General features: G+C 72.1%; 27 protein-coding genes. 17 read left to right on the top strand and 10 right to left on the bottom strand.

Annotation, left to right across the window (positions count from 1 at the left end; all coding sequences use genetic code 11):
• Window positions 1–44: 44 nt before the first annotated feature.
• Genes A6R01_RS13130 through A6R01_RS13120 form a run of 3 tightly spaced genes read right to left on the bottom strand, consistent with a single transcriptional unit; the run spans window position 45 to window position 3825 of the window.
• A complete protein-coding gene (locus tag A6R01_RS13130) occupies window positions 45–1535 on the bottom strand; it encodes a PH domain-containing protein (RefSeq protein WP_292606579.1) in 1491 nt (496 codons plus the stop codon).
• Window positions 1532–2014, bottom strand: coding sequence for a PH domain-containing protein (locus A6R01_RS13125; protein WP_292606577.1), 483 nt, complete (start codon window positions 2012–2014; stop codon window positions 1532–1534). Before A6R01_RS13125 ends, A6R01_RS13130 begins: the two co-directional genes overlap by 4 nt.
• A gap of 23 nt (window positions 2015–2037) precedes the next feature.
• A complete protein-coding gene (locus A6R01_RS13120; RefSeq protein WP_292606575.1) occupies window positions 2038–3825 on the bottom strand; it encodes a biotin carboxylase N-terminal domain-containing protein in 1788 nt (595 codons plus the stop codon).
• A 199-nt stretch (window positions 3826–4024) separates the two neighbouring features.
• Between A6R01_RS13120 and A6R01_RS13115 the strand changes: the two genes are divergently transcribed.
• The 3 genes from A6R01_RS13115 to A6R01_RS13105 are packed head-to-tail and all read left to right on the top strand — an operon-like array spanning window position 4025 to window position 6834.
• Window positions 4025–5104: a hypothetical protein gene (locus tag A6R01_RS13115; protein ID WP_292606574.1), complete on the top strand. Its 1080-nt coding sequence runs from the start codon at window positions 4025–4027 to the stop codon at window positions 5102–5104.
• A gap of 23 nt (window positions 5105–5127) precedes the next feature.
• A complete protein-coding gene (locus A6R01_RS13110; protein WP_292606572.1) occupies window positions 5128–6324 on the top strand; it encodes an acyl-CoA dehydrogenase family protein in 1197 nt (398 codons plus the stop codon).
• A 21-nt stretch (window positions 6325–6345) separates the two neighbouring features.
• Window positions 6346–6834, top strand: coding sequence for a GtrA family protein (locus A6R01_RS13105; protein WP_292606570.1), 489 nt, complete (start codon window positions 6346–6348; stop codon window positions 6832–6834).
• Here the strand turns inward: A6R01_RS13105 and A6R01_RS13100 are convergent.
• Entirely contained in the window at window positions 6758–7363 is a 606-nt protein-coding gene (locus tag A6R01_RS13100; protein ID WP_292606568.1) for a nucleoside triphosphate pyrophosphatase, read from the bottom strand. The two genes, A6R01_RS13105 and A6R01_RS13100, sit on opposite strands and share 77 nt — an antisense overlap.
• 56 nt (window positions 7364–7419) lie before the next feature.
• On the opposite strand from A6R01_RS13100, the gene A6R01_RS13095 reads away from it, so the two are divergent.
• Window positions 7420–8442: a glycoside hydrolase family 6 protein gene (locus A6R01_RS13095; protein ID WP_292606566.1), complete on the top strand. Its 1023-nt coding sequence runs from the start codon at window positions 7420–7422 to the stop codon at window positions 8440–8442.
• 27 nt (window positions 8443–8469) lie between these two features.
• A complete protein-coding gene (locus tag A6R01_RS13090; RefSeq protein WP_292606564.1) occupies window positions 8470–9501 on the top strand; it encodes a response regulator transcription factor in 1032 nt (343 codons plus the stop codon).
• A 24-nt stretch (window positions 9502–9525) separates the two neighbouring features.
• Here A6R01_RS13090 and A6R01_RS13085 read toward each other — a convergent pair whose 3' ends face one another.
• From A6R01_RS13085 to A6R01_RS13070, 4 genes are all read right to left on the bottom strand, one after another.
• Window positions 9526–10254 carry a hypothetical protein gene (locus tag A6R01_RS13085; RefSeq protein ID WP_292606562.1) on the bottom strand — a complete coding sequence of 243 codons (729 nt, stop codon included), beginning with the start codon at window positions 10252–10254 and terminating at the stop codon, window positions 9526–9528.
• Window positions 10251–11750, bottom strand: a complete 1500-nt coding sequence (locus A6R01_RS13080; protein WP_292606560.1) for a glycosyltransferase — start codon at window positions 11748–11750, stop codon at window positions 10251–10253. Before A6R01_RS13080 ends, A6R01_RS13085 begins: the two co-directional genes overlap by 4 nt.
• A 129-nt stretch (window positions 11751–11879) precedes the next feature.
• Entirely contained in the window at window positions 11880–12092 is a 213-nt protein-coding gene (locus A6R01_RS13075) for an acyl-CoA carboxylase epsilon subunit (RefSeq protein ID WP_292606558.1), read from the bottom strand.
• Window positions 12089–13705 carry an acyl-CoA carboxylase subunit beta gene (locus tag A6R01_RS13070; protein WP_292606556.1) on the bottom strand — a complete coding sequence of 539 codons (1617 nt, stop codon included), beginning with the start codon at window positions 13703–13705 and terminating at the stop codon, window positions 12089–12091. The genes A6R01_RS13075 and A6R01_RS13070 overlap by 4 nt, the downstream gene beginning before the upstream one ends.
• A 52-nt stretch (window positions 13706–13757) precedes the next feature.
• On the opposite strand from A6R01_RS13070, the gene A6R01_RS13065 reads away from it, so the two are divergent.
• The 9 genes from A6R01_RS13065 (at window position 13758) to A6R01_RS13025 (ending at window position 21345) form a co-directional block, all read left to right on the top strand.
• Complete coding sequence (locus A6R01_RS13065) at window positions 13758–14576, top strand: biotin--[acetyl-CoA-carboxylase] ligase (RefSeq protein WP_292606554.1); 819 nt, start codon at window positions 13758–13760, stop codon at window positions 14574–14576.
• A 36-nt stretch (window positions 14577–14612) separates the two neighbouring features.
• On the top strand, window positions 14613–15125 hold the full coding sequence (locus A6R01_RS13060) for a PH domain-containing protein (RefSeq protein WP_292606552.1): 513 nt from the start codon (window positions 14613–14615) through the stop codon (window positions 15123–15125).
• Window positions 15126–15165: 40 nt separating this feature from the next.
• Complete coding sequence (locus tag A6R01_RS13055; protein ID WP_292606550.1) at window positions 15166–16167, top strand: adenylate/guanylate cyclase domain-containing protein; 1002 nt, start codon at window positions 15166–15168, stop codon at window positions 16165–16167.
• Between the two features lie 263 nt (window positions 16168–16430).
• Window positions 16431–16742 (top strand): winged helix-turn-helix domain-containing protein, encoded by a 312-nt coding sequence (locus A6R01_RS13050; protein ID WP_292606548.1) that lies wholly within the window; start codon window positions 16431–16433, stop codon window positions 16740–16742.
• 43 nt (window positions 16743–16785) lie between these two features.
• The gene (locus A6R01_RS13045; protein ID WP_292606546.1) at window positions 16786–17949 is read left to right on the top strand and encodes a 5-(carboxyamino)imidazole ribonucleotide synthase; all 1164 of its coding nucleotides are present in this window, start codon (window positions 16786–16788) and stop codon (window positions 17947–17949) included.
• 1 nt (window position 17950) lies between these two features.
• Window positions 17951–18493 carry a 5-(carboxyamino)imidazole ribonucleotide mutase gene (gene purE, locus A6R01_RS13040; protein WP_292606544.1) on the top strand — a complete coding sequence of 181 codons (543 nt, stop codon included), beginning with the start codon at window positions 17951–17953 and terminating at the stop codon, window positions 18491–18493.
• Window positions 18494–18510: 17 nt separating this feature from the next.
• Window positions 18511–19722 carry a heparan-alpha-glucosaminide N-acetyltransferase domain-containing protein gene (locus A6R01_RS13035; protein WP_292606542.1) on the top strand — a complete coding sequence of 404 codons (1212 nt, stop codon included), beginning with the start codon at window positions 18511–18513 and terminating at the stop codon, window positions 19720–19722.
• 191 nt (window positions 19723–19913) lie between these two features.
• Window positions 19914–20462: a DNA starvation/stationary phase protection protein Dps gene (dps, locus tag A6R01_RS13030; protein WP_292606540.1), complete on the top strand. Its 549-nt coding sequence runs from the start codon at window positions 19914–19916 to the stop codon at window positions 20460–20462.
• A 67-nt stretch (window positions 20463–20529) separates the two neighbouring features.
• The gene (locus A6R01_RS13025) at window positions 20530–21345 is read left to right on the top strand and encodes a sigma-70 family RNA polymerase sigma factor (RefSeq protein ID WP_292606538.1); all 816 of its coding nucleotides are present in this window, start codon (window positions 20530–20532) and stop codon (window positions 21343–21345) included.
• Here A6R01_RS13025 and A6R01_RS13020 read toward each other — a convergent pair.
• Together A6R01_RS13020 and A6R01_RS13015 are read right to left on the bottom strand one after the other, a co-directional pair.
• Window positions 21333–22223 carry a crotonase/enoyl-CoA hydratase family protein gene (locus tag A6R01_RS13020; protein WP_292606536.1) on the bottom strand — a complete coding sequence of 297 codons (891 nt, stop codon included), beginning with the start codon at window positions 22221–22223 and terminating at the stop codon, window positions 21333–21335. The genes A6R01_RS13025 and A6R01_RS13020 overlap by 13 nt on opposite strands.
• Window positions 22220–23437 (bottom strand): LCP family protein, encoded by a 1218-nt coding sequence (locus tag A6R01_RS13015; RefSeq protein WP_292606534.1) that lies wholly within the window; start codon window positions 23435–23437, stop codon window positions 22220–22222. The genes A6R01_RS13020 and A6R01_RS13015 overlap by 4 nt, the downstream gene beginning before the upstream one ends.
• Window positions 23438–23462: 25 nt before the next feature.
• On the opposite strand from A6R01_RS13015, the gene A6R01_RS13010 reads away from it, so the two are divergent.
• The 3 genes from A6R01_RS13010 to A6R01_RS13000 form a co-directional block, all read left to right on the top strand.
• Window positions 23463–23966 carry an acyl-CoA thioesterase gene (locus tag A6R01_RS13010; RefSeq protein WP_292606532.1) on the top strand — a complete coding sequence of 168 codons (504 nt, stop codon included), beginning with the start codon at window positions 23463–23465 and terminating at the stop codon, window positions 23964–23966.
• A gap of 36 nt (window positions 23967–24002) precedes the next feature.
• The gene (locus A6R01_RS13005) at window positions 24003–25451 is read left to right on the top strand and encodes an LCP family protein (RefSeq protein WP_292606530.1); all 1449 of its coding nucleotides are present in this window, start codon (window positions 24003–24005) and stop codon (window positions 25449–25451) included.
• Window positions 25452–25905: 454 nt separating this feature from the next.
• Window positions 25906–26788: DUF222 domain-containing protein (locus tag A6R01_RS13000; RefSeq protein ID WP_292606528.1), on the top strand; the 883-nt coding region annotated here is incomplete at its 3' end.

The following is a 26788-nucleotide window of genomic DNA, read 5'->3' as shown; positions in this document are numbered from 1 at the left end:
CGACGGGGGCGCCGGATGGGGACCGTCTGTCTCGGTGACCGGCGTCACTGCGACGGCGGCGTCCGATATCCGACCTCGGCCAGGAGGTCCGGGGTGAGGGCCGCCGCGAGCACCAGGCCGTCGTGCTCCGGCACGTCGAGCACCTGCACCCGTTGGCTGCCACCGGCCGTCGTGGCCTCCAGGGTCACCAGTCCCGACCGGCGCTGGAACCAGGTGTCGCGCACGGTCCAGCCGATGACGTGCTCGGCGCCCAGCACCTCCCGGTGCCGGGCCAGGCTGCCCGAGCGCGAGACCAGGAAGCCCTCGCTCGCGAGGTGCCCCAACGACCGGGCGCGGTCCTCCCCGAGGGCGATGGCGGCCGGCAGCACGAGCAGGGTCAGCGCGAGCGACCACGGCGTCAGCAGGTCCGCGACCACCGACGCGGCCGCCAGCGCCACGAGGACCACGGCCGGCGCCAGCGCACGCAGTCGTCTCCGGCGTACGGCGGCGGGCCCGTGGGTCCGCAGCGGGGCCGTGAGCGGGGCGTCGGTCGGTCGGTCGTCGCCCAGGACGGCCCCGGCGACGCCGTCGACCACTGCCCGCGGGGCGGGAGGGACCAGCGTCAGCGTGCCCTTCTCGCCCTGGCCCAGGCCGGTGACGACCGCCCCCAGCTCGGCGGCGCCGGCCAGCCGCAGCCCGAGCGGCTCACGCACGACGACTCCCGCCAGGCGGGCGTCCTCGACGGAGGTCTCACGGGTCGTGAGGAGGCCGCGGGTCAGCCGCCACTGCGTGGGGGTGCGGGTGAGGGTGAGGTCCCAGTGGGCGACGAGGTAGCCGAGCACCGCGAGCACTGCGCTGGACACGGCGGCGCCGAGCACCCCGACCGCCACCAGCAGCAGCCAGCCCCACCCGGCGGGGGCGAGGTCGGGCAGCCGGTCCAGGCGCCAGGCCGAGTCTGGCAGCGCCTGGGAGGCGACACCGAGCAGCGCCGCGGCGGCGACCACGCCGGCACTCGTGAACGGGGCGTAGCGCGCCCAGCCGGGGTCCAGCCGCAGCACCGGCCGCTCGGTCGGGGCCGCCCGGGGGGCGGCCGCCTCGGCGCCGTCGGGCGCGTGGGCCTCGTGCGCGACGCGCGCCAGCAGTGCCTCCCGCAGCTCCTGGGCCTGCGGGGCGCGCAGCCCGTCGAGCTCGAGGTCCTGCTCGGCGCCCGCCCCGGTGCCGATGCGCACCGTGGCCAGGCCGAGGACCCGGTGCACGAGGCTCGCGGTCACGTCGACGGTGCGGACCCGGTCGAGCTGGGCGGTGCGCAGCGTGCGCTGCAGCAGGCCGCGGCGCAGCTCCACGCGGCCGTCGAGGATGCGGTAGCGGGTGGTCAGGTAGCGCGCGACGCCGATCGCGACCGGGACGGCCACGGCCAGCAGCTCCCAGCCCAAGCCGCCACCGCGCGCGAAGCCGCCGGCCAGCAGCGCGCCGAGGAGGACCGGCAGGAAGCGGCGCAGCTCGGAGACCGGCTCGACGACCAGCATCCGCGGGTCCAGGCGCTGCCAGTCGCTCACGTGGCGTCCCCGCCGGCGGCCTCGGCCTTGGCGGTCAGCTCCGCGACCAGGGACTCGGCGGTGGCCTGGTCGAGCCCGCCGATGCTCAGCGCGCCGGCGGCCGACGCGGTGGTGATGGTGACGTTGGCCAGGCCCAGCAGCCGCTCCAGCGGCCCCTGGTCCCAGTCGACGGTCTGGATGCGGCTCATCGGGGCCAGGCGCCGCTCGCGGGCCCACCAGCCGGTCTGGGTGTAGGCCGCCTGCGGCGTGACCTCCCACCGGTGCACCCGGAAGCGCCAGGTCGGCACGACGACGCCGCGCACGACGGCGTACGTCGCCAGCAGGACCGGCATCCACCAGCGCAGGTCGTAGAGGTCGGCCACGACGCCGGTGGCGACGAGGGCGACGGCCAGGACGAGCACTTCGGTGCCCGCGGCCAGCTGCCACATCAGACGGGCCCGGGGGTGCACCCGGTGGGCCGGGGGGCGCAACGACGTCACGCCCCCCAACCTACGGTCTGCTGTCAGTCCTTGAGCTCGCAGATGACCTGGCCGTTGGTGACGGTGGCGCCGACCTCGGCGGTCAGGCCGGTCACGGTGCCGGCCTTGTGCGCCTTGAGGGGCTGCTCCATCTTCATGGCCTCGATGACCACCACGGTGTCGCCCTCGGCGACGGTGGCGCCCTCCTCGGCGACGACCTTGACCACGGTGCCCTGCATCGGCGAGGTGACGGCGTCACCGGAGGCGGCGGCGCCGGCCTTCTTGCCCGCGGCACGCTTGGGCTTCTTGGCACCGGCGGCCGGACCGGCCGCCAGACCGCCGAGCCCGGCGGGGATGACGACCTCGAGGCGCTTGCCGCCGACCTCGACCACCACGGTCTGGCGCTCGCCGGCCTCCTCGGCCTCGGCGGCGTCACCGGAGTAGGGCTGGATCTGGTTGTCGAACTCGGTCTCGATCCACTGCGTGTAGACGTCGAAGGAGCCCTCGCCGGAGGGGTTGGAGGCACCGACGTACGCCGGGTCCTCGAGCACCGCCCTGTGGAAGGGGATGACCGTCGGCATGCCGTCGACCTCGAACTCCGAGAGCGCGCGGCGCGACCGCTCGATCGCCTGGGTACGGCTGTTGCCGGTGACGATCAGCTTGGCGATGAGGGAGTCGAAGGAGCCGGGGACGGTCTGGCCGTTCTCGTAGCCGCCGTCGACGCGGACGCCGGGGCCCTGCGGCGGGGTCCACGCCGAGAGGGTGCCGGGCGCCGGCATGAAGTTGCGGCCGCCGTCCTCGGCGTTGATGCGGAACTCGATGGAGTGGCCACGGATCTCCGGGTCGTCGTAGCCGAGCTCCTCGCCGGCGGCGACGCGGAACATCTCGCGCACCAGGTCGATGCCGGTGACCTCCTCGGAGACGCAGTGCTCCACCTGGAGGCGGGTGTTGACCTCGAGGAAGGAGATCGTGCCGTCCTGGGCGACGAGGAACTCGCAGGTGCCGGCGCCGTAGTAGCCGGCCTCCTTCAGGATGCGCTTGGAGGACTCGTAGAGCTCGGTGACCTGCTCCTCGGTCAGGAACGGCGCGGGCGCCTCCTCGACCAGCTTCTGGTTGCGGCGCTGCAGCGAGCAGTCGCGGGTGGAGACCACGACGACGTTACCGTGCTGGTCGGCCAGGCACTGGGTCTCGACGTGGCGCGGCTTGTCGAGGAACTTCTCGACCAGGCACTCGCCGCGGCCGAACGCGGTCACGGCCTCGCGGACCGCGGACTCGTAGGCGTCGGGGATCTCCTCGAGGGTGCGGGCGACCTTGAGGCCGCGACCACCGCCGCCGAAGACGGCCTTGATGGCGACCGGCAGGCCGTTGGCCTTGGCGAACTCCACGACCTCGTCGGCGTCGGCGACCGGGTCCTTGGTGCCCGGGGCGAGCGGGGCGTTGGCGCGGTCGGCGATGTGCTTGGCCTTGGCCTTGTCGCCCAGCGCCTCGATGGCGGCCGGCGGGGGACCGATCCAGATGAGCCCGGCGTCCATGACGGCCTGGGCGAAGTCGGCGTTCTCGGCGAGGAAGCCGTAGCCGGGGTGCACGGAGTCCGCACCGGACTTCTGCGCCACGGCGATGATCTTCTCGATGTCGAGGTAGGACTCGGCCGGCGTGGCGCCACCCAGGCTGTGGGCCTCGTCGGCCATCCGCACGAAGATGGCGTCGCGGTCGGGCTCGGCGTACACCGCGACGCTGCCGATGCCGGCGTCCTTGCAGGCCCGGATGACCCGGACCGCGATCTCGCCTCGGTTCGCGATGAGGACCTTCTGCAGTGGCTTGATCTCCGGCACGTGGACTCCTGCCTGGCGTGGTGCGGGGTGGCTGAGGGCGGGCCGTGGGTGGCCCGCGACGCAGGGTATCGCCCGCCGAGCACCCGATCGGGACAGGTACGACGTTCGGACACCGACGCCCGGCGGCGACTCGCCGCCACTGGTCTGGACGTGAACCAGGTCACCATCACCGTGCACGCGTGCGCGCGTTGAACCGGGTGTGAGCGAGACGACCCCCACCCACCCGTGGGCTGCCGCCTGGACCGCCCTCAGCCCCCAGCGTCGTACCGCCCTGTGGGCGCGCGTCGTGGACCGCGAGCCGGTGGCCGAGCTCGCCGAGCGGCTCGGCCGGACGGTGGAGGACACCGAGGCGCTGGTCGCCTCCACGGTGCTGGCGTTCCGCCGCGAGGTCGTCCTCGGCATCGGCACGGGCTACGACGAGGAGTGCGGCTCGCTGGTGCTGCGCCTGGTCGACAGCGCCGGTGAGCGCCTGACCCGTCCCGAGCGCAAGGCCCTGGCCGTCCACGCCGACACCTGCCCCGCCTGCGCCCGCGCTGTCGGAGAGCTCCTCGAGCTCGACGCCCGGCTGCGTGACGGGCTGCTGCAGCTCGACGGCCCGTCGACCGCGGGCGCGAGCGGTGCGGCCGGCGTGGTGGCCGGCCCGGTCGTCCCTGCGCCCCGCGACGACTGGGAGCCGGCCTTCGAGACGCTCAGCCCCGAGCGCCGCACCGCGCTCGTGCACGGCGCCGCGGGTGCCGAGCCGCTGAGCGCGCTGGCCTCCCGGCTCGGGACCACCGAGACCGCCGCCCGCGACCTGGCCGCCTCGGGGTGCGCCCTGGTGGCCGCCCACCGCACCGAGGACCTCGTCGTCGACGCCGCACGGGAGCGCACCCTGCGCGCCCACGCCGCCGCCTGCTCCGACTGCGCCCCCGCTGTCGAGGAAATCCTGGCCCTGCACGGGTCGCTGCGCCCGCGGGTGGCCGGCATGGCCCTCGGGGCCGAGGGCGCCTCCTGGCTCAGGGCCCGCCCGCGCCGCAGCTGGGTGCCGGGCGTCGAGCGCCCCGCTGAGCCGGTCGACCGACGCCGGATCGGCATCGGCGTCGGCCTCGCGGCCACCGCGGTGACCGCCTTCGCCCTCCTGACCCAGCCCGAGCCCGAGCCGGAGCCCGAGCCGGAGCCGCAGACGCCGCCGCTTGACGTGGCCGTGGACACCGAGACCGGCTCGATCACCGTGACGGTGGGGCTGCTCGGCGAGCCGATCGTCATCAGCACCCCGCCCCTGGTGGTTAACAACCGCTAACCAACGGCGGTAGTCTCGCCGCCATGACTGGCACCCACCCCACCGGCACCCCGTTCGAGCTCTCCCGGGAGCACGAGGAGTTCCGACGCAGCGTCCGTGAGTTCGCGCAGGCCGAGATCGCGCCGCACGCCGCCCAGTGGGACCGCGAGCACCACTTCCCGGTGGACGTGGTGCAGAAGATGGGCGCCCTCGGGCTGTTCGGCCTCACCGCGCCCGAGGAGTTCGGCGGCGCGGGCGAGGACGGCGACTTCACCAGCCTGTGCGTGGCGATCGAGGAGATCGGCCGCGTCGACCAGTCGATGGGCATCACCCTGCAGGCCGGCGTCGGCCTGGGGATCAACCCGATCCTGACCTACGGCACCGACGCCCAGAAGGAGCAGTGGCTGCCCGCGCTCGTGGCCGGTGAGCAGCTGGCCGGGTTCGGCCTCACCGAGCCCGGTGCCGGCTCCGACGCCGGTGCCACCCGCACCAAGGCCGAGCTCGTCAACGGCGAGTGGGTCGTCAACGGGGCCAAGCAGTTCATCACCAACTCCGGCTCCTCGATCACCTCGCTGGTCACGGTCACCGCGCGCACCGGCACGCGGGAGGACGGCCGGCCCGAGATCTCCGCGATCATGGTCCCCTCCGGCACGCCCGGGTTCACCGCGGAGAAGGCCTACGACAAGCTCGGCTGGCACGCCTCCGACACCCACCCGCTCTCCTTCGAGGACTGCCACGTCCCCGCCGACCACCTGCTCGGGCAGCAGGGCCGCGGCTACGCGCAGTTCCTCGCGACCCTCGACGACGGCCGGGTCGCCATCTCGGCGCTGTCGGTCGGCTGCATCCAGGCCTGCCTGGACATGGCCGTCGAGTACGCCGGTGAGCGCCAGACCTTCGGGGGCCCGATCGGTCGCAAGCAGGGCGTGGCGTTCCAGATCGCCGACCTCGAGGTCATGCTCCACGCGTCGCGGATGCTGACCTACCGGGCCGCGGCGCTGAAGGACGCGGGTGCGCCGTACCAGGAGTTCAAGCAGGCGGCCGCGGTCGCCAAGCTCTACTCCACCGAGTCGGCGGTGACCGCCACCCGCATCGCCACCCAGGTCTTCGGCGGCTACGGCTTCATGGAGGAGTACCCCGTCGCCCGCTTCTACCGGGACGCCAAGGTGCTCGAGGTCGGCGAGGGCACCTCGGAGGTCCAGCGGATGCTGATCGCTCGTGGACTGGGTCTGCCGGTCGAGTGAGCCCTGGGCCAGGATGGCCCGGTGAGCATCCGTCGCGAGTTCAGCCGCTCCGCGGTGATCGGGACGGTGGCGTCCCTGGTCGCCGCAGGGCTGTTCAACTGGCTCGTGCACTGGGAGCCGGGCGGTGCCGGTGCGTGGCTCAACGGCTACCCGGTCACTGCGTTCCTGATCGCCAACAGCATCTCGATGCTGCTGACCTACCAGCTCAGCCGGGTCTGGGCCTTCCGCCACCGTGAGGCCACCGGCTTCCTCGGCGGGGCGCCGTTGTTCTTCGCGATCAGCACCGCCAGCCTGGTCATCCCGGTGATCTGCCTGTGGGGCAGCCGCAACGTGCTGATGCTCGATTCCGCGGTCGCGGACAACGTCGCGGCCAACGTGGTGGGGCTCTTCCTGGGCTTCCTGACCCGCTTCGCGCTGTTCCGGATGTGGGTGTTCAAGCGCGCGGAGCCCAGAGATCGGTCCACCGGTGACCGAGCTCCCCGACCATCTCCCGCAGCACCGGGAGACTGACGCCCACGACGTTGTGGTGGTCCCCCTCGATGCCACGCACGAAGGCGCCACCGAGCCCGTCGACGGTGAAGGCGCCGGCGACGTGCAGCGGCTCGCCGCGGTCGACGTACGCCGCGACCTCCTCGTCGCTGGGGCTGGCGAAGTGGACGGTGGTGGACGCGGTGACCGACCGCTCCGCTCCGCTGGCGGTGTCGCGCAGGCAGTGACCGGTGCGCAGCACCCCGCTGCGCCCGCGCATCGCGGTCCAGCGCCGGGTCGCCTCCTCGGGGGAGCCGGGCTTGCCCAGGGCCTGACCGTCCAGCTCGAGCACCGAGTCGCACCCCAGGACCAGGGCGCCTTCGGGCACCTCGTCCCGCTCCAGGACGGCGCGGCACTTGAGCTCGGCCAGCCCGACGGCCAGCTCGGCGGGCGGCAACCCGTCCAGCACGGACTCGTCGACGCCGGACACGACGACGACCGGGTCGAGGCCGGCGCTGCGCAGCGTGGCGAGGCGGGCGGGCGAGGCGGAGGCGAGCACGAAGGTCGGCACGGCACGGACCGTACCGGCCTCCCGGCAGCGGCATGAGGCAGCGGCATGATGGGAGCATGGCGCTCGTGGGTCGTGGGGAGCACGGGATCGTGAAGGTCCTCCTGGCAGCAGGGGTCGCGGTGGCGCTGGTCGTCGTCGGGGTGCTCCTCGCCCGCGGGCAGGAGTGGGGCCCCTTCGAGGAGGCTGATCCCCAGGCCCGCAACGTCTTCGCCGAGCGCGCCCAGTACGTCGACCCCCTCAACCGGACGCGCCGGGCGGCCGACCAGCTGCGCGCCGACGGGCGGGCCGACGACGCCGACCTGCTCATGCGGATGGCGGCGGTGCCGTCGGGGATCTGGCTCACCCCCGAGCAGTTCCCCCGCGGCACCGTCGGGGAGTACGTCGCCGACCTGGTCGCCACCACCGAGGAGCGGGACGAGGTGCCGCTGTTCGTGCTCTACGGCATCCCGGGTCGCGACTGCTCCGGCGGGTTCTCCGCCGGCGGGATGGAGGAGGAGTCCTACCGTCCGTGGGTCCAGGAGGTGGCCGACGCCCTCGCGGCCGCCGATGCGACGGCCGCGGTGGTGGTGGAACCCGACGCGCTGGCCTCGGCTCCGGAGTGCGATGTGGTCGACCAGCGGGTGCGCCTGCTGGGGGAGGCCGTCGACGTCCTGGCGACCGCGGGGGTCACGACGTACGTCGACGCCGGCCACTCCGACTGGGTCGCGGTGCGGCCGATGGCCCAGATGCTTCGCGACGTCGGTATCGACCGGGTGCGCGGCTTCAGCACCAACGTCTCCAACTACCAGACCGACGCCGACGAGCTCGTCTTCGCCGAGCGGCTCAGCGCGGCGCTGGGTGGCACCCACTGGATCACCGATCGGGGTCGCAACGGCAACGGCGCCACCGAGGTCTGGTGCAACCCCGACGGTCGGGCCCTGGGCAAGCTGCCGGGGTACGTCGCCGACGGCACCGGCCTGGACGCCTACCTGTGGGTCAAACCGCCCGCCGAGTCCGACGGGACCTGCAACCAGGGGCCGCCCGCGGGGGAGGTCTACCTCGACATGGCGGTCGAACTTGCCCGTGCCGCCGGATGGTGATCCTATGCCTGCTATAGGCTCCCGCGCATGGAAGGTGCCGACTGGACCGCCGTCATCATCGAGGACGACCCCGACGTCAGGGACCTCATCGACCTCGTGCTGAGCCAGTCCGGCTTCCGCACCGTCCTGGCCGAGGACGGCCTCGAGGGGGTCGACGCCGTCCGCCGGCACAACCCGCTGATCACCACGCTCGACGTCAACATGCCCGGCATGGACGGCTTCGCCGTCGCCAAGCGGCTGCGCGAGTTCAGCAACACCTACCTGATCTTCATCACCGCCCTCGGTGACGAGATCGACGTCGTGACCGGCTTCGAGGCCGGCGCCGACGACTACCTCGTCAAGCCCTTCCGCCCGCGCGAGCTGCGTGCCCGTGCGGACTCGATGCTGCGACGTCCCCGCGGACGCTCGGACGTCGGCGGCGCCGCTGCCGCCTCGCCCGCGCCCCCGGAGGAGGAGTCCTGGGCCACCAAGGCGGCGCGGGAGTTCGCCGACGACGCCCCGCGCGGTGGCGCCCACGCCGCCCGGCCGGCCGAGCCGGCGCCGCCGGCCTACCAGCCGCCCGTCCAGCAGCAGCCGCCGGTCCAGCCGCCGCCCGTCCAGCAGCAGCCGGTAACGGTCCAGCAGCAGCCGGCGCCCGTGCAGCAGCCGGCCCAGCAGACCTACCTCCAGGCCGTGCCCGGTCAACCGGTGCCGCCCGTGGCCGCCGGGCCCGGAGGTCCCGCGCCCGACGGCGCGTGGATCCGGTTCAACGGCCTGGCGCTCAACAACGAGACGCGGATCGTGACCGTCGACGGCGGGTCGGTCGACCTGACCCGCACGGAGTTCGACCTGCTGGCCTCACTGCTCAGCACCGGCCGCCGGGTGCGCTCGAAGGCCGACCTGGTCCTGACGATGCGCGGTCAGCAGTACGTCACGTCGTACTTCGTCAACGAGGCCGACAAGCGCTCGGTCGAGGTGCACGTGGCCAACCTGCGCCGCAAGATCGGCGACGACTCCACGAACCCCAGGTTCATCGAGACCGTGCGCGGCGTGGGCTATCGGCTGGCCGAGTCGCTCTGACCCTGCCGCGCCGACCCTGACGGGTCAGTTGGCGTTCACCGGGATCTCGGCGACCTCGGTCTTCTCCTCGGACTCGAAGATCGCGATCGGGACCGTCTGCTCGACCTCGCGCTGGATGTACTCCGAGCCACCGGCCTCGGTCTGGATCCACACGGTGGCGGTGAACATCAGGTCGATGCCCCGGGTGTCGAGCGAGGTCGGCTTGATGGCCTGGTTGCGCAGCTCGAAGGCGCCCTTGGGCGAGGTGATGAGCATGCCGTACTTCGTCGAGAGAGGCTCGGGGTCGAAGGTGATGTTCTTGGCGACCGCGTTGAGCTGGTAGGGGCGCTGGGTCTTGCCGCCCCCGCTCGTGATGGTCCGCGAGGTGACCTTGATCTTCGACAGGTAGACCTTGCGCTTGGTGCGGAAGGGGTCGCGCAGGTCCTGGGCGAGGTCGTAGGCCTGGAAGGTGAAGGAGAAGAACTTCTTGCCGCGGGGGTACCACTCGTTGGTGCGCGGCGTGGACTTGGTCGGGTAGAGCGTGTAGACGAAGTCGATGTCCTCGGCCCCGTCGACCGAGATGTGGCTCTGGAAGGTGCCGTCGCGGGTGAACTGGGAGTCGTAGACCCGCTCGAGCGCCGGCTCGGTCTCCGCGGGCGTGGGCTCGCTGCCGCCGTTGTCGAGCAGCCCGCAGCCGTTCAGCGTGAGCGAGGCCGCGAGGGCGAGCGCGACGGTCCGCGCGGCCGACCGGCCGCGCGCGGAGCGGTGACTCATGCCTTGTACCCCTTGTAGCGCTTGCTGGCCTTGATGATCATCCAGGCAGTCTGCAGGATCGTGAGCACCCCGAGCACGCGCCACCCCACGTAGAGGACGTCGGACTTGAGGTCGACGCTCCACGGCCCGAACTCCCAGCCGGCCACCAGGACGGCGTAGATCGCGCCGGCGATGGCGAAGGGGTACATCCAGGCCGAACCCTTGCCGCGCTCGGCCTTGGCCTGCGCGGCCCAGTTGTCGGACTGCTGGTTGGTGAAGAACTTCCACCACGCGCGGACGAAGTGCCCCATCCGCGTGAACATGTAGAGCTCGGCCGGGAAGATCAGCAGCACGAAGAGGTAGTCGCGCTTGTTGCGGAACTCCATCGAGTGCGCCACCCGGAAGTTCAGCCACACCGCGGCCAGCGGTGGGATCAGCCACAGCGGGCTGAACACGAAGGCGTCGAAGAGCAGCGACCACGCCAGCAGCACCATGAACAGGAACCGGGTGGTCATGTTCTGCACCATCGAGAGGTGCTCGAACCAGCGCAGCCGCAGGTTCGGGTGGAACGGTTGCCCGCGGGTGTCGCCGCGCTGGCCGGGCCACATCAGGTCGATGGCGCCGAAGTTCCACTTCACCTGCTGGGCGTCCAGGGAGCGCAGGGTGTTCATGCCGCCCACGTGGGCGCGGGCCCGGGCGGAGATCTTGGTGAGGTAGCCCGCGGACTTGATCTGCAGCGACAGCAGCGAGTCCTCGACCTCGGAGTCGCTCACCCAGGGGGTGCGCTGGTGGCTGTCGCGCATCACGTCGCGCAGCGCCTGCGTGGAGAAGATGGAGAACTGCCCGCCGAGCACCGCCATGTTGCGGCCCTTGAGGAGGTTCTGCATGTTGAACGCCGAGAACTGGGCGCGCTGCCCGGCGATCAGGAACTTCTCCATCCAGCTGTTCAGCGCGCTGTCGTCGATGGAGTAGATCGCGGAGATGCCGCCGATCCGGTCGTCGCTGGCGATCTCGTCGACCAGGTGCTGGATCGCGTCCGGCTCGGGCGTGGTGTCGCCGTCGACGCCGAGCAGGTAGTCCATGTGCTCGACCAGGGAGTAGCCGTAGTTGAGCGCCCCGACCTTCTTGTCGGGGTTCTTGCCGATGTCGTGGACGTAGATCGTCGTGTGCTGCTCGCCGCTGGGGGTCATCCGCGTGTGCGGACCGGCGTAGTGGCTGGCGATCTCGACCGACTCGTCGGAGGTGTTGTTGACGATCAGGTGGATGACGTCGGGCAGCCGGGTCTGCTGGAGCAGCGAGTCCAGCACGCCGGCGATCGTCTCGGCCTCGTTGTAGGCGGGGATGATGCAGCCGACGGTGGGACGGTAGGTCGGGATGGAGTCCAGGCCGTCCATGAAGTCGTCGGCGTAGGCCTCCATCCCTGGGTCGGACCGGCGCACGTAGTCGGGCACGGCCGAGGAGGGCGCGGGGGGCGCCCACGTCTGCGGCCGGCTGTCGAGCCGGGTGTCGTCGCTCATTCGTCTCTCCCATGGCTGGCGCCCTGTCGGCGCCTCACCACGAGTCTGGGGAGTCGACCTCAAGACCGCGCCCTGTGGAGGCTCAAGATCTCCTCAGGACTTCCTGTGGACGAATGCTAGTGGAACCTCTCAGTGAGGGAGGCCACTTGCGCGCCACGCACCTGCCCCGTGCGGCAGGGTGCGCCGGACCTGGCGGTGCGGCGAGGCCCACTGCGAGCGCGGCGGCGCCGGCGCGGGAGCACCGCCGCCGAGGGCGGAGAGCACCGCCACGACGGCGGCGACCTCCTCCGGCGTCGCGTCGGGGTTGACCACCCGCAGCAGCGGCTTCTGGTCCTCGCTCACAGCGGGATGTTCCCGTGCTTCTTGGCCGGCAGGCTCGCGCGCTTGGTCTTCAGCAGGCGCAGCGCGCGGATGACCTCGACGCGGGTCTCGTGGGGCTGGATGACGGCGTCGATGTAACCGCGCTCGGCCGCGATGTAGGGGTTGGCCAGGGTGGTCTCGTACTCGTCGATCAGCTCGGCCCGCTTGGCCTCGACGTCCCCGCCTTCGGCCTCGATCGCCGCCAGGGTCTTGCGGTGCACGATGTTGGCCGCGCCCTGCGCGCCCATGACCGCGATCTGGGCGGTGGGCCAGGCGACGTTGATGTCGGCGCCGAGGTGCTTGGAGCCCATCACGTCGTAGGCGCCGCCGTAGGCCTTGCGGGTGATGACGGTGACCAGCGGGACGGTGGCCTCGGAGTAGGCGTAGATCAGCTTGGCGCCGCGTCGGATGATGCCGTTCCACTCCTGGTCGGTGCCGGGCAGGAAGCCGGGCACGTCGACGAGGGTCAGGACCGGGATGTTGAAGGCGTCGCAGAACCGCACGAAGCGCGCGGCCTTCTCCGAGGCGTCGATGTCGAGGGTCCCGGCGAACTGCATCGGCTGGTTGGCCACGACACCGACCGGCGAGCCCTCGACCCGGCCGTAGCCGATGATCAGGTTGGGCGCGAAGAGCTCCTGGACCTCGAGGAACTCGCCGTCGTCGACGATCGAGCCGATGACGTCGTGCATGTCGTAGGGCTGGTTGGCCCCGTCGGGGATGATCGTGTCCAGCGCCCGGTCCTCGTCGGTGATCTCCATGACCGGGTCCTCGGGGAAGGTCGGGAGCTCGTCGAGGTTGTTCTGGGGCAGGTAGGACAGCAGCGCCTTGACGTACTCGATGGCGTCCTCCTCGTCGGACCCCATGTAGTGCGCGTTGCCGGAGCGGGTGTTGTGGGTCCGCGCGCCGCCGAGCTCCTCCATGGAGACGTCCTCGCCGGTGACGGTCTTGATGACGTCGGGGCCGGTGATGAACATCGCCGAGGTCTGGTCGACCATCACGGTGAAGTCGGTGACGGCGGGGGAGTAGACGTGCCCGCCGGCGCAGTTGCCCATGATCATAGAGATCTGCGGGATCACGCCCGAGGCGTGCACGTTGCGGCGGAAGATCTCGCCGTAGAGACCGAGGGAGACCACACCCTCCTGGATGCGGGCGCCGGCGCCCTCGTTGATGCCGATGATCGGGCAGCCGGTCTTGATGGCCAGGTCCATGACCTTGACGATCTTCTCGCCGTAGACCTCGCCCAGCGAGCCGCCGAAGACGGTGAAGTCCTGGGAGAACACGCAGACCTGGCGGCCGTCGATGGTGCCGTAGCCGGTCACGACGCCGTCGCCGTAGGGGCGGGTCTTCTCCAGGCCGAAGGCGGTCGAGCGGTGGCGGGCCAGCTCGTCGAGCTCGACGAAGGAGCCCTCGTCGAAGAGCATCTCGATGCGCTCGCGGGCGGTCTTGCGGCCCTTGGCGTGCTGCTTCTCGACGGCCTTGGCCGACCCGGCGTGCACGGCCTCGTCGAGGCGACGGTCCAGGTCGGCCAGCTTGCCGGCCGTGGTGTGGATGTCGAGGCCCTCGGCCTCGGGGCTCTGGTCCGGCGCTGCGCTCACAGGTGCGACTCTCCTCTGGTCCGTCGGTGCGTCGTACGCCAATCTAGTGCCCGTGACCGACGCCTCGGACCAGCGCCCACCTGTCGACAACCCCCTCGACCCCGGCCGCCTCGCGTCCCTGGGCGTGGAGGTGCTCCCGCACACGCCGTCGACCAACGCCGTCCTGGCCGAGCGGGCCCGCGAGGGGGCGCCCGAGGGCCTGGTGGTGGCCACCGAGCACCAGACCGCCGGCCGCGGGCGCCTGGACCGCACGTGGGAGACCCCCGCGGGCAGCGCCCTCACCTTCTCCACGCTCCTGCGCCCCGAGGTCCCGTCGGCCACCTGGCCGTGGTTGCCGCTGCTGACGGGGTACGCCGTGGCCAAGGCCCTGGCCGGTGCGGGCTTCGGCGCCGTCCTCAAGTGGCCCAACGACGTCCTCATCGGTGACCGCAAGGTGGCCGGGATCCTCGTGGAGCGCGTCGAGACCCCCGAGGGCCCGGCTGCCGTGGTGGGCATCGGCCTCAACGTGCTGGTGGCCGCGGAGGAGCTCCCGGTGCCCACGGCGACCTCCCTGCTGGTCGAGTCCGAGGGCCTCGGGCACCCCGTGCCCGACCGCACCGTCCTGCTCGCCTCGCTGGTCGACACCCTGCTGGAGTCCTACGGCGCCTGGCAGGCCGGCGTCGAGGACGGATCCGTCGCACGGCTGCGCGAGTCCTACACCCGGGTCTGCGGCACCGTCGGGCGCGACGTCGAGGTCTCCCTCCCTGACGGCAGCCGACTGGTCGGGCGGGCCACCTCGATCGACGAGCACGGCCGCCTGGTCGTGGCCCCGGCCGCCGGGCCCGAGGTGCCCGTGGGAGCGGGCGACGTCGTCCACGTCCGACCCGCCTGAGGGCGCGCCGACGGCCGGAGGTGACATGATCGGGACGTGGCCATCTCACGCACGCTGCTGAGCGAGGGGGAGCGGGTCGTCGTCTCCACGCGCACCCACCCCAAGGCGCTGCTGCTGCCGGTCCTCGCGCTCGTGCTGCTGCTCGCGGTGGGGACGTTCGTGGAGACCCGCGTCGACGGCGACCAGCGGCTGCTGGCGTGGATCGTCTGGGGCGCGGTCGCGCTGGGAGTGCTGTGGCTGTTCGTGTGGCCGCTGCTGACCTGGCTGGTGGGGCACTACACGATCACCGACCGCCGCATCATCACGCGGACCGGCGTGCTGACCCGCCGCGGCCACGACATCCCCCTGTCCCGCATCAGCGACGTGCAGGTCGAGCGGCACCTCAGCGACCGTCTCCTGGGGTGCGGCACCCTCGTGATCGGTGACGCGAGCCCGGACGGCGCGGTCGCGCTCCCCGACATCCCGCGGGTGCGCGAGGCCCAGGCCCGGCTCAACGACCTGCTGCACGCTCTGCACTCCCGGGGTGGTCGTCATGACGAGGGCGCCTGACCCCGAGCCCGGCTCGGGGGGTGCTCCCACGAGCGGCCCCGTGACCGGCCCCGTGACCGGCCCCGTGACCGGCCCCCAGCCCGGCGACCTCGAGCAGGCGATCCTGGGTGGGCTGCCCGAGCTGACCGCCCCGGAGCTCGCCGACGCCGCCGGCGTCACCGGCGAGCAGGCGCGCCGGCTCTGGCGGGCGCTGGGGTTCCCGGAGTACCCCGACGACACCCCCGCGTTCCTGGCCGCCGACGCCGATGCGATGCGACTGCTCGCCGGGGTCATGGAGGCCGGCCTGCTCGACATGGACCTGGCCGTCAACCTCACCCGGGCGCTGGGCCAGACGATGGCGCGCCTGGCCGACTGGGAGATCTCCTCGCTGACCCAGCGGGTCGAGGAGATGACGGCGGAGGGCTCCGGACGCACACGCATCGACACGGCCGTGGCGCTGGTCGAGCAGTTCTCGCGGCCCTTCGAGGAGCTGCTGATCTACGCCTGGCGCCGTCACCTCGCCGCGGCGGCGGGCCGGATCGAGGCCCTGGCCGACCAGGACGACGAGGACCTGCACGTCACCGACCTCACCGTGGGCTTCGCCGACATCGTCGGGTTCACCGCCCTGTCCAACACCCTCACCGAGGACCGCATCGGCGACCTCGTCGAGCTCTTCGAGATGCGCTGTGCCGACGTCGTTGCCAGCCAGCGGGGGCGGGTGATCAAGAGCATCGGCGACTCGGTGCTCTTCGTGAACGACGACACCGTCCGCGCCTACGACACCGCCGAGGGGATCATCCAGGTCATCGGTCGCGACCCGCGGATGCCGGACGTGCGCGTCGGCCTGGCCAGCGGCTCGGTCGTCATGCGGCTCGGGGACGTCTTCGGCCCGCCGGTCAACATGGCCGCGCGGCTGACCAACGTCGCGCGCCGCAACCGCATCATCATCGACTCCGGCACCGCGGCACGGCTGCCGGCCGACCAGTTCGAGACCCGGCGGATGGCCGCGCGGCCGGTCCGCGGCTTCGGGATCGTCGAGCCCGTCGCCGTACGTCGGCACTGACGCCTCGGACGACCGGAGGTCTGGACCGCCCGGGGGGATGGGGACGGAACTGACAGATGAGTCTGTCAAGTCGAGTCATGCGATCGCGTCAATCCCGACATCCCCACGCGGCCGACGGGCCCTGATCCCCGTCCCACCTGGCCCGATGCTGCCCGCGGAGGGCCACGGAGGCGGCCTAGGGGCCGACTCTTGGCAGGAAGAGGTCACTGTCATGTCGGGCCAAACCCCTACCGGGGAATCATTTTGCTTTTTACGATGTGCGGGTGATCAAGGTCCAGGAAATCAGCATCGATCCCACCACCCGCCGCGCCTGGCGCGCAGGAGAGGAGATCACGCTCTCCCGCAAGGAGTTCGACCTCGTTCACGCCCTCATCAGCCGCGCCGGGGACATCGTCACCCGCGAGGAGCTGATGCGCGACGTGTGGCACACGTCGTTCTGGACCTCCTCGAAGACCATCGACGTCCACCTCGGCTGGGTCCGACGCAAGCTGGGCGACGACTCGCGCCACCCGCACCTGATCACCACGATCCGTGGCAAGGGCCTGCGCTTCGAGAAGTCCTCGCCGGCCGCCTGACCCCGCGACGCCACCACCACGGGAGCGGCCCTAGGCTGACCCGGTGCCTGAGTCCCACGCGCCCACCCTCGCCGTCATCGGGGGCGGTCAGCTCGCCCGGATGATGGCCCAGCCGGCCATCGCGCTCGGCCTGCCGTTGCGCCTGCTCGCCGAGGCCGAGGGCGTCTCCGCCGCCCAGGTCGTCGTCGACCAGCTCGTCGGCGACTACCGCGACCTGCCGACGCTGCGTCGGGTCACCGACGGCTGTCCGGTCGTGACCTTCGACCACGAGCACGTGCCGACCGAGCACCTGCACGCCCTGGAGGCCGACGGCGTGGCCGTCCGTCCCGGCCCCGACGCGCTCGTCCACGCCCAGGACAAGGCCGTGATGCGCCGCCGCCTGGCCGAGCTGGACGTGCCCTGCCCGCGCAACGCCGTCGTGGCAGACGTCGACGAGGTGGTCGCCTTCGGGTTCCCCTGCGTCCTGAAGACCACCCGCGGCGGCTACGACGGCAAGGGCGTGTGGGTCGTGCGCGAGGCGGCCGACTGCGCGGAGGCCTTCTCGGCGGCCGAGGCGGCGTGTGTCCAGGTGCTCGCCGAGGAGCTCGTCGACTTCCGGCGCGAGCTCTCCGCACTCGTCGCGCGCTCGCCGAGCGGCCAGGCCGCGGCGTACCCCGTCGTCGCCTCCACCCAGCTCGACGGGATCTGCCACGAGGTCGTCGCACCGGCGCCCGACCTCTCCGAGGAGCTCGCGGGCCGCGCGCAGGAGATCGCCCTGCGCCTGGCCGGCGAGCTGGGCGTGACCGGCATCCTGGCCGTCGAGCTCTTCGAGACCACCGACGGGCGCATCCTGGTCAACGAGTTGGCGATGCGCCCGCACAACACCGGCCACTGGACGCAGGACGGTGCGGTCACCTCCCAGTTCGAGAACCACCTGCGCGCCGTCATGGACCTGCCGCTGGGCTCGCCCGCCCCGCGCGAGCGATGGACGGTCATGGTCAACATCCTCGGCGGGCCCGACCCCGAGGTGGGGCGGCTCTACGACGGCTACCCGCACGCCCTGGCCCGCGATCCTCACCTGCGGGTCCACCTCTACGGCAAGCAGATGCGTCCGGGCCGCAAGGTCGGCCACGTCAACGCCTACGGCGACGACCTCGAGGACTGCCTGGAGCGGGCGCGGCACGCCGCGGCCTGGTTCCGCGGTGACCTCGGCAACGAGAGCGAGTGAGATGAGCGAGCAGGTCACCGGCACGGGGAGCGGCGCCCGGGTCGGCATCGTCATGGGGTCCGACTCGGACTGGCCGGTCATGCAGGCCGCGGCCGAGGCGTGCCGGGAGTTCGACGTGGAGATCGAGGCCGACGTCGTCTCGGCGCACCGGATGCCCCACGAGATGCTGGCCTACGGCGAGCAGGCCGCCGAGCGGGGACTGTCGGTCATCATCGCCGGCGCCGGGGGAGCAGCCCACCTGCCGGGCATGCTCGCCGCCGTCACGCCGCTGCCGGTCATCGGGGTGCCGGTCTCGCTGAAGTACCTCGACGGCATGGACTCGCTGCTCTCGATCGTCCAGATGCCCGCCGGCGTCCCGGTCGCCACGGTCGCGGTCGGCAACGCCCGCAACGCCGGCCTGCTGGCCGTCCGGATCCTGGCCGCCTCCGACCCCGGGCTGCGCGAGCGGATGGTCGCCTTCCAGGCCTCGCTGCGCGACAGCGCCCACGCCAAGGGCGAGGTCGTGCGGCGTGAGGCCCAGCCCGAGCGCCGGCTCGGCTTCTAGCCCGGACGTCCCTCCCGGTGGGCACGACGGGCGCGCGGGCGCAGGGGCGGCTGGTCGGCCTCGACGCGGCCCGGTTCCTGGCCCTGCTGGGGATGATGGCCACCCACCTGCTGGCCACCCGCAGTGACTCCGGTGACCCCACGTGGGTGGCCGAGGTGCTCTCCGGACGCGCCTCCGCACTCTTCGCGCTGCTGGCGGGGGTCAGCCTGTCCCTGATGACCGGCGGCCCCCGACCGCTGCGCGGTGAGGCGCGCGTGGCCCGCAGCGCCGGCCTCCTGGTGCGGGCCCTGGGCGTGGGGCTCCTGGGCCTGGTCCTCGGTGGGGTCGACTCCGGCGTGGCGGTGATCCTGGTCAACTACGCCGTGCTGCTGGCCATCGGCGTGCTGCTCGTCGGGTGCAGCGCCCGGCTGCTGGCGGTGCTCTGCCTCCTCGCGACCCTGGTCACGCCCGTGCTGCTGTGGTGGGTGCGTCCCGGGCTGCCGCCGCGCGGCTACGACAGCCCCTCGATCGAGGGGCTCGAGGAGCCGGGCCGACTGGCCTCCGAGGTGCTGTTCACCGGCTACTACCCCGTGCTGGTGTGGAGCGCCTACCTGCTGGCCGGGATGGCGCTGGGCCGGCTGGACCTGCGTCGGGTGCCGGGGCGGGTCCTCGGCCTGGTCGCCGTGGCGGCGGCCCTGGTCGCCGCAGCGGCCGAGCTGGTCTCGGACCGGTTGCTGGCGCGCGAGGGCACGGTCCGCCGGCTCGACCGGGACCTGTGGCTGCTGGTCGGTCGTGACGACGAGGAGGCGCTCGAGCGCCTGCACCGCCTCATCGACACCGGCCTCTACGGTCAGACCCCGGTCGACGGCGCGTGGCAGTGGCTGCTGGTCTCGGCCCCGCACTCCAGCACCACCTTCGACCTGCTCCGCACCGGTGGTGCCGCCCTCGCGGTGGTAGCACTGCTCGTGTGGGCGCTGCGTGCCCTCGACGGACCCGCCCGTCACCTCGTCACCGTCCTCACCGGCGCCGGGGCCATGACGCTGACGCTCTACACCCTGCACGTCCTGATGACCTCGGACCTCCTCCCGCCGGCGGAGGGGCGCCAGGGGACCGTGGTCCAGGTCGGCGTGGTCGTGGTCGCCGGTGCGGTCGTGGCGCTGCTCGGTCGCCGCGGGCCGCTGGAGGGCCTGGTCGCGCTCGCCGCGCGCGGCACCGAGCGACTCGTGCGGGGACCCAGCGGGGGCCGCTGAGGGCCTTCGGTCTGGACCACCGCCCTGCCCGCGCATCGGGCGGTGGTGGCCGGGTACGGACCCGATGTGTTGCGGTCCTCCGCCAACTCGGGGAGGCCGGTGCCGCGTCCCCAACCGTCCCCCCGGGCGGCACCGGCCCCCTCCCCGGAAGGGTGGTATGACCCCCCGTGGCCGTGGGTAACTTCGAGGACATGGCTATCAACCTGAAGTACACGACCCCCGGTCTGGACGAGAAGGACGCCGTGCGCGTCGTCGAGCTGCTCCAGGACCGCCTGTACGCCGCCAACGACCTGCACCTGACGCTCAAGCACGTGCACTGGAACGTCGTCGGCCCGCACTTCATCGCCGTCCACGAGATGCTCGATCCGCAGGTGGAGGAGGTCCGCGGCTTCGCCGACGACCTCGCCGAGCGGATCGCGACCCTCGGTGGCTCGCCGGTCGGCACCCCCGCCGCGATCGTCGAGAACCGCTCGTGGGACGAGTACTCCATCGGGCGTGCGACCACCCAGGAGCACCTCGGTGCCCTCGACGTCGTCTACCAGGGCGTGATCACCAGCTACCGCGAGGCGATCGCGGAGCTCGGCGAGCTCGACCCCGTCACCGAGGACATGTTCATCGGTCAGACCGACAAGCTCGAGCTGTTCCACTGGTTCATCCGCGCGCACCTGGAGGACAAGAGCGGTGAGCTCTCCACCAGCGGTGCCTCCTCGGAGCAGGGCGCGGCGCGCGCCGCCGGCTGACCCACCGTCGCACCCGCAGTCGCGGGAATCGCCCTCCCGGCCGTCCCGACCGTGCCACCATCGTGGTGTGGGGGACGACCGGGAGGCGCTCACCGCGCGAGTGGGCGAAGCCAGGCGGCGCTCCGAGACCGCCCGGCTGCTGATGCGTGCCCGCGCCTCGTCGGGCGCCACGCGCACGCGCTACGAGAACGAGGTCGTCTCGCTCAACCTGCCGGTGGCGCGTGACATCGCCCGCAGCTACCGCGGTCGCGGCATCGCCGACGACGACCTCGACCAGGTCGCGAGCCTCGGGCTCGTGAAGGCCGTCCGGGCCTTCGACCCGACGCTGGGCGACGACTTCCTCAGCTTCGCCGTCCCGACCCTGCGCGGGGAGCTGCGGCGACACTTCCGCGACGCCGGCTGGACGGTCCGTCCGCCGCGCTCGGTGCAGGAGACCCAGGCCGCGGTCGTCTCGGCCGAGGCCGAGCTGTCGCAGCGTCTGGGCCGACAACCCGACGTCGCTGAGATCGCCGCCCACCTGGGGCTGTCGGTGCCGCTGGTCCGCGACGCGCTGTCGGCGGAAGGTTGCTACGCGCCGGTCTCGCTGGACGCGCCCCGTCCCACCACCGAGGAGTCGCCGGTGGCGCGGCTCGGCGACGTGGACCCGGCGTTCGCCTCCACCGAGGCACGGTTGGCCGTCCTCCCGCTCCTGGTCGGGTTGGGGGAGAGGGAGCGCACGATCGTGGGCATGCGGTTCTTCGACAACCGCACCCAGTCCGAGATCGGTGACGCCGTCGGGGTCTCCCAGGAGCAGGTGTCGCGCCTCCTCGCCGGCATCCTCGCGCGCCTGCGCGAGGCGCTCGAGGAGCCGGTCGAGGCCGGCGCGACCCGTCAGGTCGGGTAGATCCGCGGAGCCTGCGACGCCTTGCGGGTGAACTCGGGGGCCCGCTTGTCCAGGAAGGCGGCCACGCCCTCCTTGCCGTCGCCCATCGACGTCCAGTACATCGCCAGCGAGTCCGAGAGGTGCGCCTCCAACGGGTGCGCCGCGGCACCGTTGCGGTAGACCATCTGCTTGGCCAGGGCCAGCGCCATCGGCGAGCGGTCCTTGACGAAGGAGCGAGCCAGCTCCAGCGCGGTCGGGAGCAGGTCGTCGGGTTCGTGCACCGAGCGCAGCAGCCCGCCCTCGAGGGCCTGCTCGGCGGTGAGGATCTCCGCGGAGTAGATCCACTCCAGGGCGCGCTGCGGACCGACCAACCGGGGCAGGAACCACGTCGAGCAGGCCTCGGGCACGATCCCGAGCCGACCGAAGACGAAGCCGATGCGGGCCTTGGTCGAGGCCAGGCGCAGGTCCATCGCCAGGGTCATGGTCGCGCCGATGCCCACGGCCGGGCCGTTGATGGCGGCGATGACCGGCTTGGGCAGGGCGTGGATCGCGAGCGTGACCTTGCCGCCGGTGTCACGGACGCCCTCGTCGTACGGCGGCTCGTCGTAGGCGGCCCGGAACTCCTCGGGGGTGGGGCGCACCGACTCGTCGAGGCCGAAGACGTTGCCCTCGGCGGAGAGGTCCATGCCGGCGCAGAACGCGCGGCCGGAGCCGGTGACGACCACCGCGCGGACGTCGTCGGCGCGGGCGTCGGTGCGGAAGACCTGCTCGAGCTCGCGGGCCATCGTCAGGTCGAAGGCGTTGAGCGCGTCGGGACGGGTGAGGGTCAAGGTGGCGACGCCGTCGGCGTCGACCTGCCAGTCGAGGGTCTCGTAGGTCCTCTCGGGCGTCTGCGTCATGAGGCCAATCCTGACGGAGAGCACAGCTGCTTGCCGATGCGGTCCGTGTCGTCGTCGATGATCGCCTGGAACATCCGCGGCGCGCGCTCGGAGTCCCAGCGCACCGACAGGTCACTGATCGGCACCCCGCACGTCAGGCCGTTCTCCCCGTTGACCTGCGTCATCGCCATCGCCCAGAGGCCGGCCCGGACCGGGGACATGCCCTTGCCGAACTCCACGGTGCGGGTGGCGGCCATGTTGAGGTTCCAGTAGCGCAGCGGGTTGAGCACCGACCACGGCGAGAGCACCTCCGCGCCGACGGCGGAGACGACCTCGCGCTGGGCCTGGGCACGCTGGATGTCACCGAGCCCGGTGTAGAGCTTGCGGGACCGGGCGTAGCCGAGGGCGGTCTTGCCGTCGGCCTCCTGGCAGCCCTTCTTGACGTCCAGGTTGGCCTGCGGGTCCTTCATCGCCATCTTCGGGCAGATCTCGATGCCGCCGACGGCGTCGACGAGGTCGACGAACCCGCCGATCCCGATCTCGACGTAGTGGTCCACGCGGATGCCGGTGTTGAGCTCGATGGTCTCGGTCAGCAGCTTGGGGCCGCCGAACGCGTAGGCGGCGTTGATCTTGCTGGTGCCGTAGCCGGGCACCTCGACGAGCGAGTCGCGCGGGATCGACATCAGCAGGTTCGGGCCGGACCCGGTGTGCAGCATCATGATCGTGTCGGTGCGCTGCCCGGACGCGTTGCCCGTGCCGAGCTCCTTGCGCTCCTCGGGCGACAGGCCGGCGCGGGAGTCGCTGCCGACCATGAGGTACGTCGTGCCCGGCTGCTCGGCGGGGCGCTCGCCCTTGGGCTCGAAACCGGACTCGGAGATCTTCGTCCAGGCGTGGAAGGGCGTGTAGACGAGGAAGATCAGCCACAGGACCAGCAGCAGGAACACGTAGCGGAGCCGGAACCGCGGTCGCCTGCGTGGTCCGCGTCCCGACGGGCCCGACGGGGGAGTCGGGGCGAGCGGTGGGGCCGGCTGGGGGGTCGGCTGGGGTGCCGGCTGCTGCCGTGGCGGGGGCTGCTGGCGCGGGCTGCCGGAGGTCCCGCGCGGCTGCACCGGGATGCGACGGGTGGCATCGGGGTCGGCGTCGGCGCCGCCGTCGGTGGGGCGGCCCTGCTTGCCGTACAGCCAGTCGTAGGGCGGCTTCTCGCCATCGCCGCCGGTGGGGGGACGCTCCGTCATGGCGGGGACGCTACCGTGCGTGCCTGTGGCCTCCCTCGAACCGCGGTCCCCGGCCTTCGCGCGGGTCTCCCTGGCGGTGATGACGCACTCGCCGCAGGCCAACCTGCTCGGCAACGTGCACGGTGGGGAGATCGTCAAGCTCGCCGACTCGACCGCCGGCGCGGTGGCCCAGCGACACAGCGGCGGCCCGGCCGTCACCGCCGCCCTCGACGAGATGGTCTTCCTCGCCCCGGTCCACGTCGGCGACATCGTGCGCACGCTGGGCCAGGTGAACTGGGCCGGGCGCTCCTCGATGGAGATCGGGGTGCGCGTCGAGGCCCAGCCCTGGAACGACCCGAGCGCGGACGGGCTGCACGTGGCGTCGGCGTACTTCGTCTTCGTCGCCATCGACGAGGAGGGCCGCTCGCGCGAGGTCCCACCCCTGGTGCCGGAGACGCCCGACGACCTGCGGCGGCACCGCGAGGCGGAGATCCGTCGCGCGCACCGACTGGCCCGCAAGTCCGAGATCGAGGCGGGTCGGCGCGCCTAAGGAGTGTGGCGCCTGTGACTGGTGATACTGCTGGGCATGCCCGCCCCTTCCCCCGGGTCGCCCGTCCAGGCAGCGCGCACCTCGGTCGCCGAGCGTGCCGCGCGGATCCGGTTCCGTCGCGCCCTCTCGCTGATGGTGATGACCCTGGTCGTGCCCGGCTCGGCGCAGCTGGCGGCCGGGGGCAACCGTCGCGTCGGCCTGGTCGCGCTGCGGACCTGGGTGGGGATGTGGCTGCTGGTCGTCGTGGGAGCGGTGGCGGTGGCCTTCGACCACGGGCTCGCCCTCACCCTCGGCTCGACCCCGTGGTTCCTCCTGCTGCTGCGCCTGGCACTCCTGGTCGGCGCGGTCGGCTGGGCGTTCCTGTTCATGGACGCCTGGCGCCTGGGTCAGCCGCTGACCCTCGGCCTGGCCCACCGTCGAGCCGCCGTCGGCGTCAACGGTGTGCTGTGCCTCTCGGTCGCCGGCGCGCTGCTCTTCGGTGCGCACGTCGTCGGCGTCCAGCGCGACCTGATGCTCACCATGTTCGGCTCCGGCCAGGTCACCGACGCCCACCACGGCCGCTTCAACGTCCTGCTGCTCGGCGGTGACTCCGGCGCCGGACGCTGGGGCCTGCGCCCGGACTCCCTGACCGTCGCCTCCATCGACGAGGACACCGGCCGCACCGTGCTCGTCTCGCTGCCGCGCAACATGCAGAACTTCCCCTTCGCCGAGGGGTCGGTGATGGCCGAGCAGTTCCCCGACGGCTTCGACGCCGACTACCTCAACGGCGTCAGCACCTGGGCGCAGGACAACACCGAGCTCTTCGAGGGCAGCGAGGACCCGGGCGTCGACGCGACCATCTCCGCGGTCGAGGGCATCACCGGCCTGCAGATCAACTACTGGGCGATGGTCAACCTCCAGGGCTTCAAGGACCTCGTCGACGCCGTCGGCGGCATCACGCTCAACGTGCGGCAGGCGATCCCGGTCGGCCTGCCCCACGACGACTTCTTCCACTACATCGACCCCGGCACGCGCAAGCTCTCCGGCTTCGAGACGCTCTGGTACGCCCGGGCGCGATACGACTCCGACGACTACTCCCGCATGGCCCGTCAGAAGTGCGTCATGAACGCGATGCTCCAGCAGGTCAGCCCCAGCGTCGCCCTGCGCAACTTCCAGGCCATCGCCCAGGCGTCCTCGGAGCTGATCTCGACCAACGTCCCCGCCTCCGAGGTCGACACGTTCCTCGAGCTCGCGCTGAAGGCGAAGTCGCAGAAGATCTCGACCCTCTCGATCGTCCCGCCGATGGTGAACACCGCCGACCCCGACATCGACCTGGTCCACCGCAAGGTCACCGCCGCGATCGAGAAGGCCGAGGGCACCGCCGCCCCGTCCAAGGGCAAGACGTCGAAGAAGAACGCCGGCGCCCCTGTCACCGGAGGCTCGCTCGGCTCGCTGTCGGAGGGCTACGCCGCCAACCAGGCCGGCGACCTGGCCTCCGCCTGCTGATCGTCACCGCCGGTCGAGGAGGCGCGCCAGCGCCGTCTCGAGACCCCGCCCCCACCGCCGGTCGAGGAGGCGCCGAGCGACGGCCTCCACCGCCGGTTGAGGTGCGAGGAGCGCCAGCGACGAGCCTCGAAGCCCCGTACGCCGACAAGCAGCCTGCTCTACGGGGTGACTGGAGGGTTCCTCGTGAACCCCTTTCACGGCACGCCCTCCGGTCTGCATCGACTCGGTGGTCCGGGTGGGTGGGCGCCTGGGCGTTCGCGCTGCAGCAGGTCCTGCATTTATCGAAGGCGTGCTTCCGGTGGGCATTCGATTTCGGTACTTGGTTGAGGTTCGCTTGACCCTTTCGGTCCGCCGGGGTGCTCGCTTGGGTTGCGCTTGACTCGTCCTCCACAGATTCTTCCCCGGGCCCGCATCCAGGGTTCCTTTCGAACTGGTGTTCCAGTAGAATCTGGTCATGGCACTCGGGCACCAGGATCACTCGGCACAGGACTCCACTCCTGTGCCGACCGGTGACCTGCTGACCGAGATTCGCGACCTCGACCAGGCTGCTGACCAGGCCGACCGGGACCGGTTCATCGCGATCGCCGAGTGGGCTGAGCGCCACACCACCGGCCAGCTGCTCCCCGACCTGTACGGCACATTCGGGCTGCCCGACGACGACGCCCACACCGAAGCAGAGAACGCCTGGCTGTCCCGGTTCGGGATGCCCGGTGCCGACACGATGCTCGAGCTCGCCGGCCCCGGTGCACCGGAGATTTCGGAGTTCGCGGTCATCGAGCTCGCCGCCGCCCTGGGTCGCTCGACCGACTCGGGCCGGATGCTGCTCTCCGACGCCGTCGAAGCCCGTTACCGACTCCCCAAGATCTGGCAGCGCCTGCTGGACGGCCAGGTCCAGGTCTGGCGGGTCCGCCGCGTCACCGACCTCACCCGCGCCCTGACCGCAGAAGCTGCGGCGTTCGTCGACGCCCACCTCGCCCACGTCATCCACACCGCCTCCTTCACCACCGTCAAACGACTCGTCGCAGAAGCCGCCGCACGGTTCGACCCCGAGGCATGCGAGATGGAAGAGGCCGACACCCAGTCCACGCTGCACGTCACCCTCGACCTCTCAACCGCGTGGTCCATCGGCACCGCCAACGGCGTCCACCTCACCGGCCTTCTCGACCGTGCCGATGCCGAAGAGCTCGAGCACGCCATCCGCACCATCGCCGACCAACTCCTCGCAGCCGGCTCCACCGACTCCCTCGACGTCCGCCGGGCCAAAGCCCTGGGCTACCTCAGCCGCGGCGACCTCACCCTCGACCTGGCTCCCGAAGGTGGTCGAGCAGCCAACGCCC

Source organism: Nocardioides sp. REDSEA-S30_B4 (assembly GCF_001627265.1).
In the GTDB taxonomy this organism is placed as follows: Bacteria; Actinomycetota; Actinomycetes; order Propionibacteriales; family Nocardioidaceae; genus Nocardioides.
Note: the sequence above shows the minus strand (reverse complement) of the source record. Positions and strands in the feature narration are given on the sequence as shown.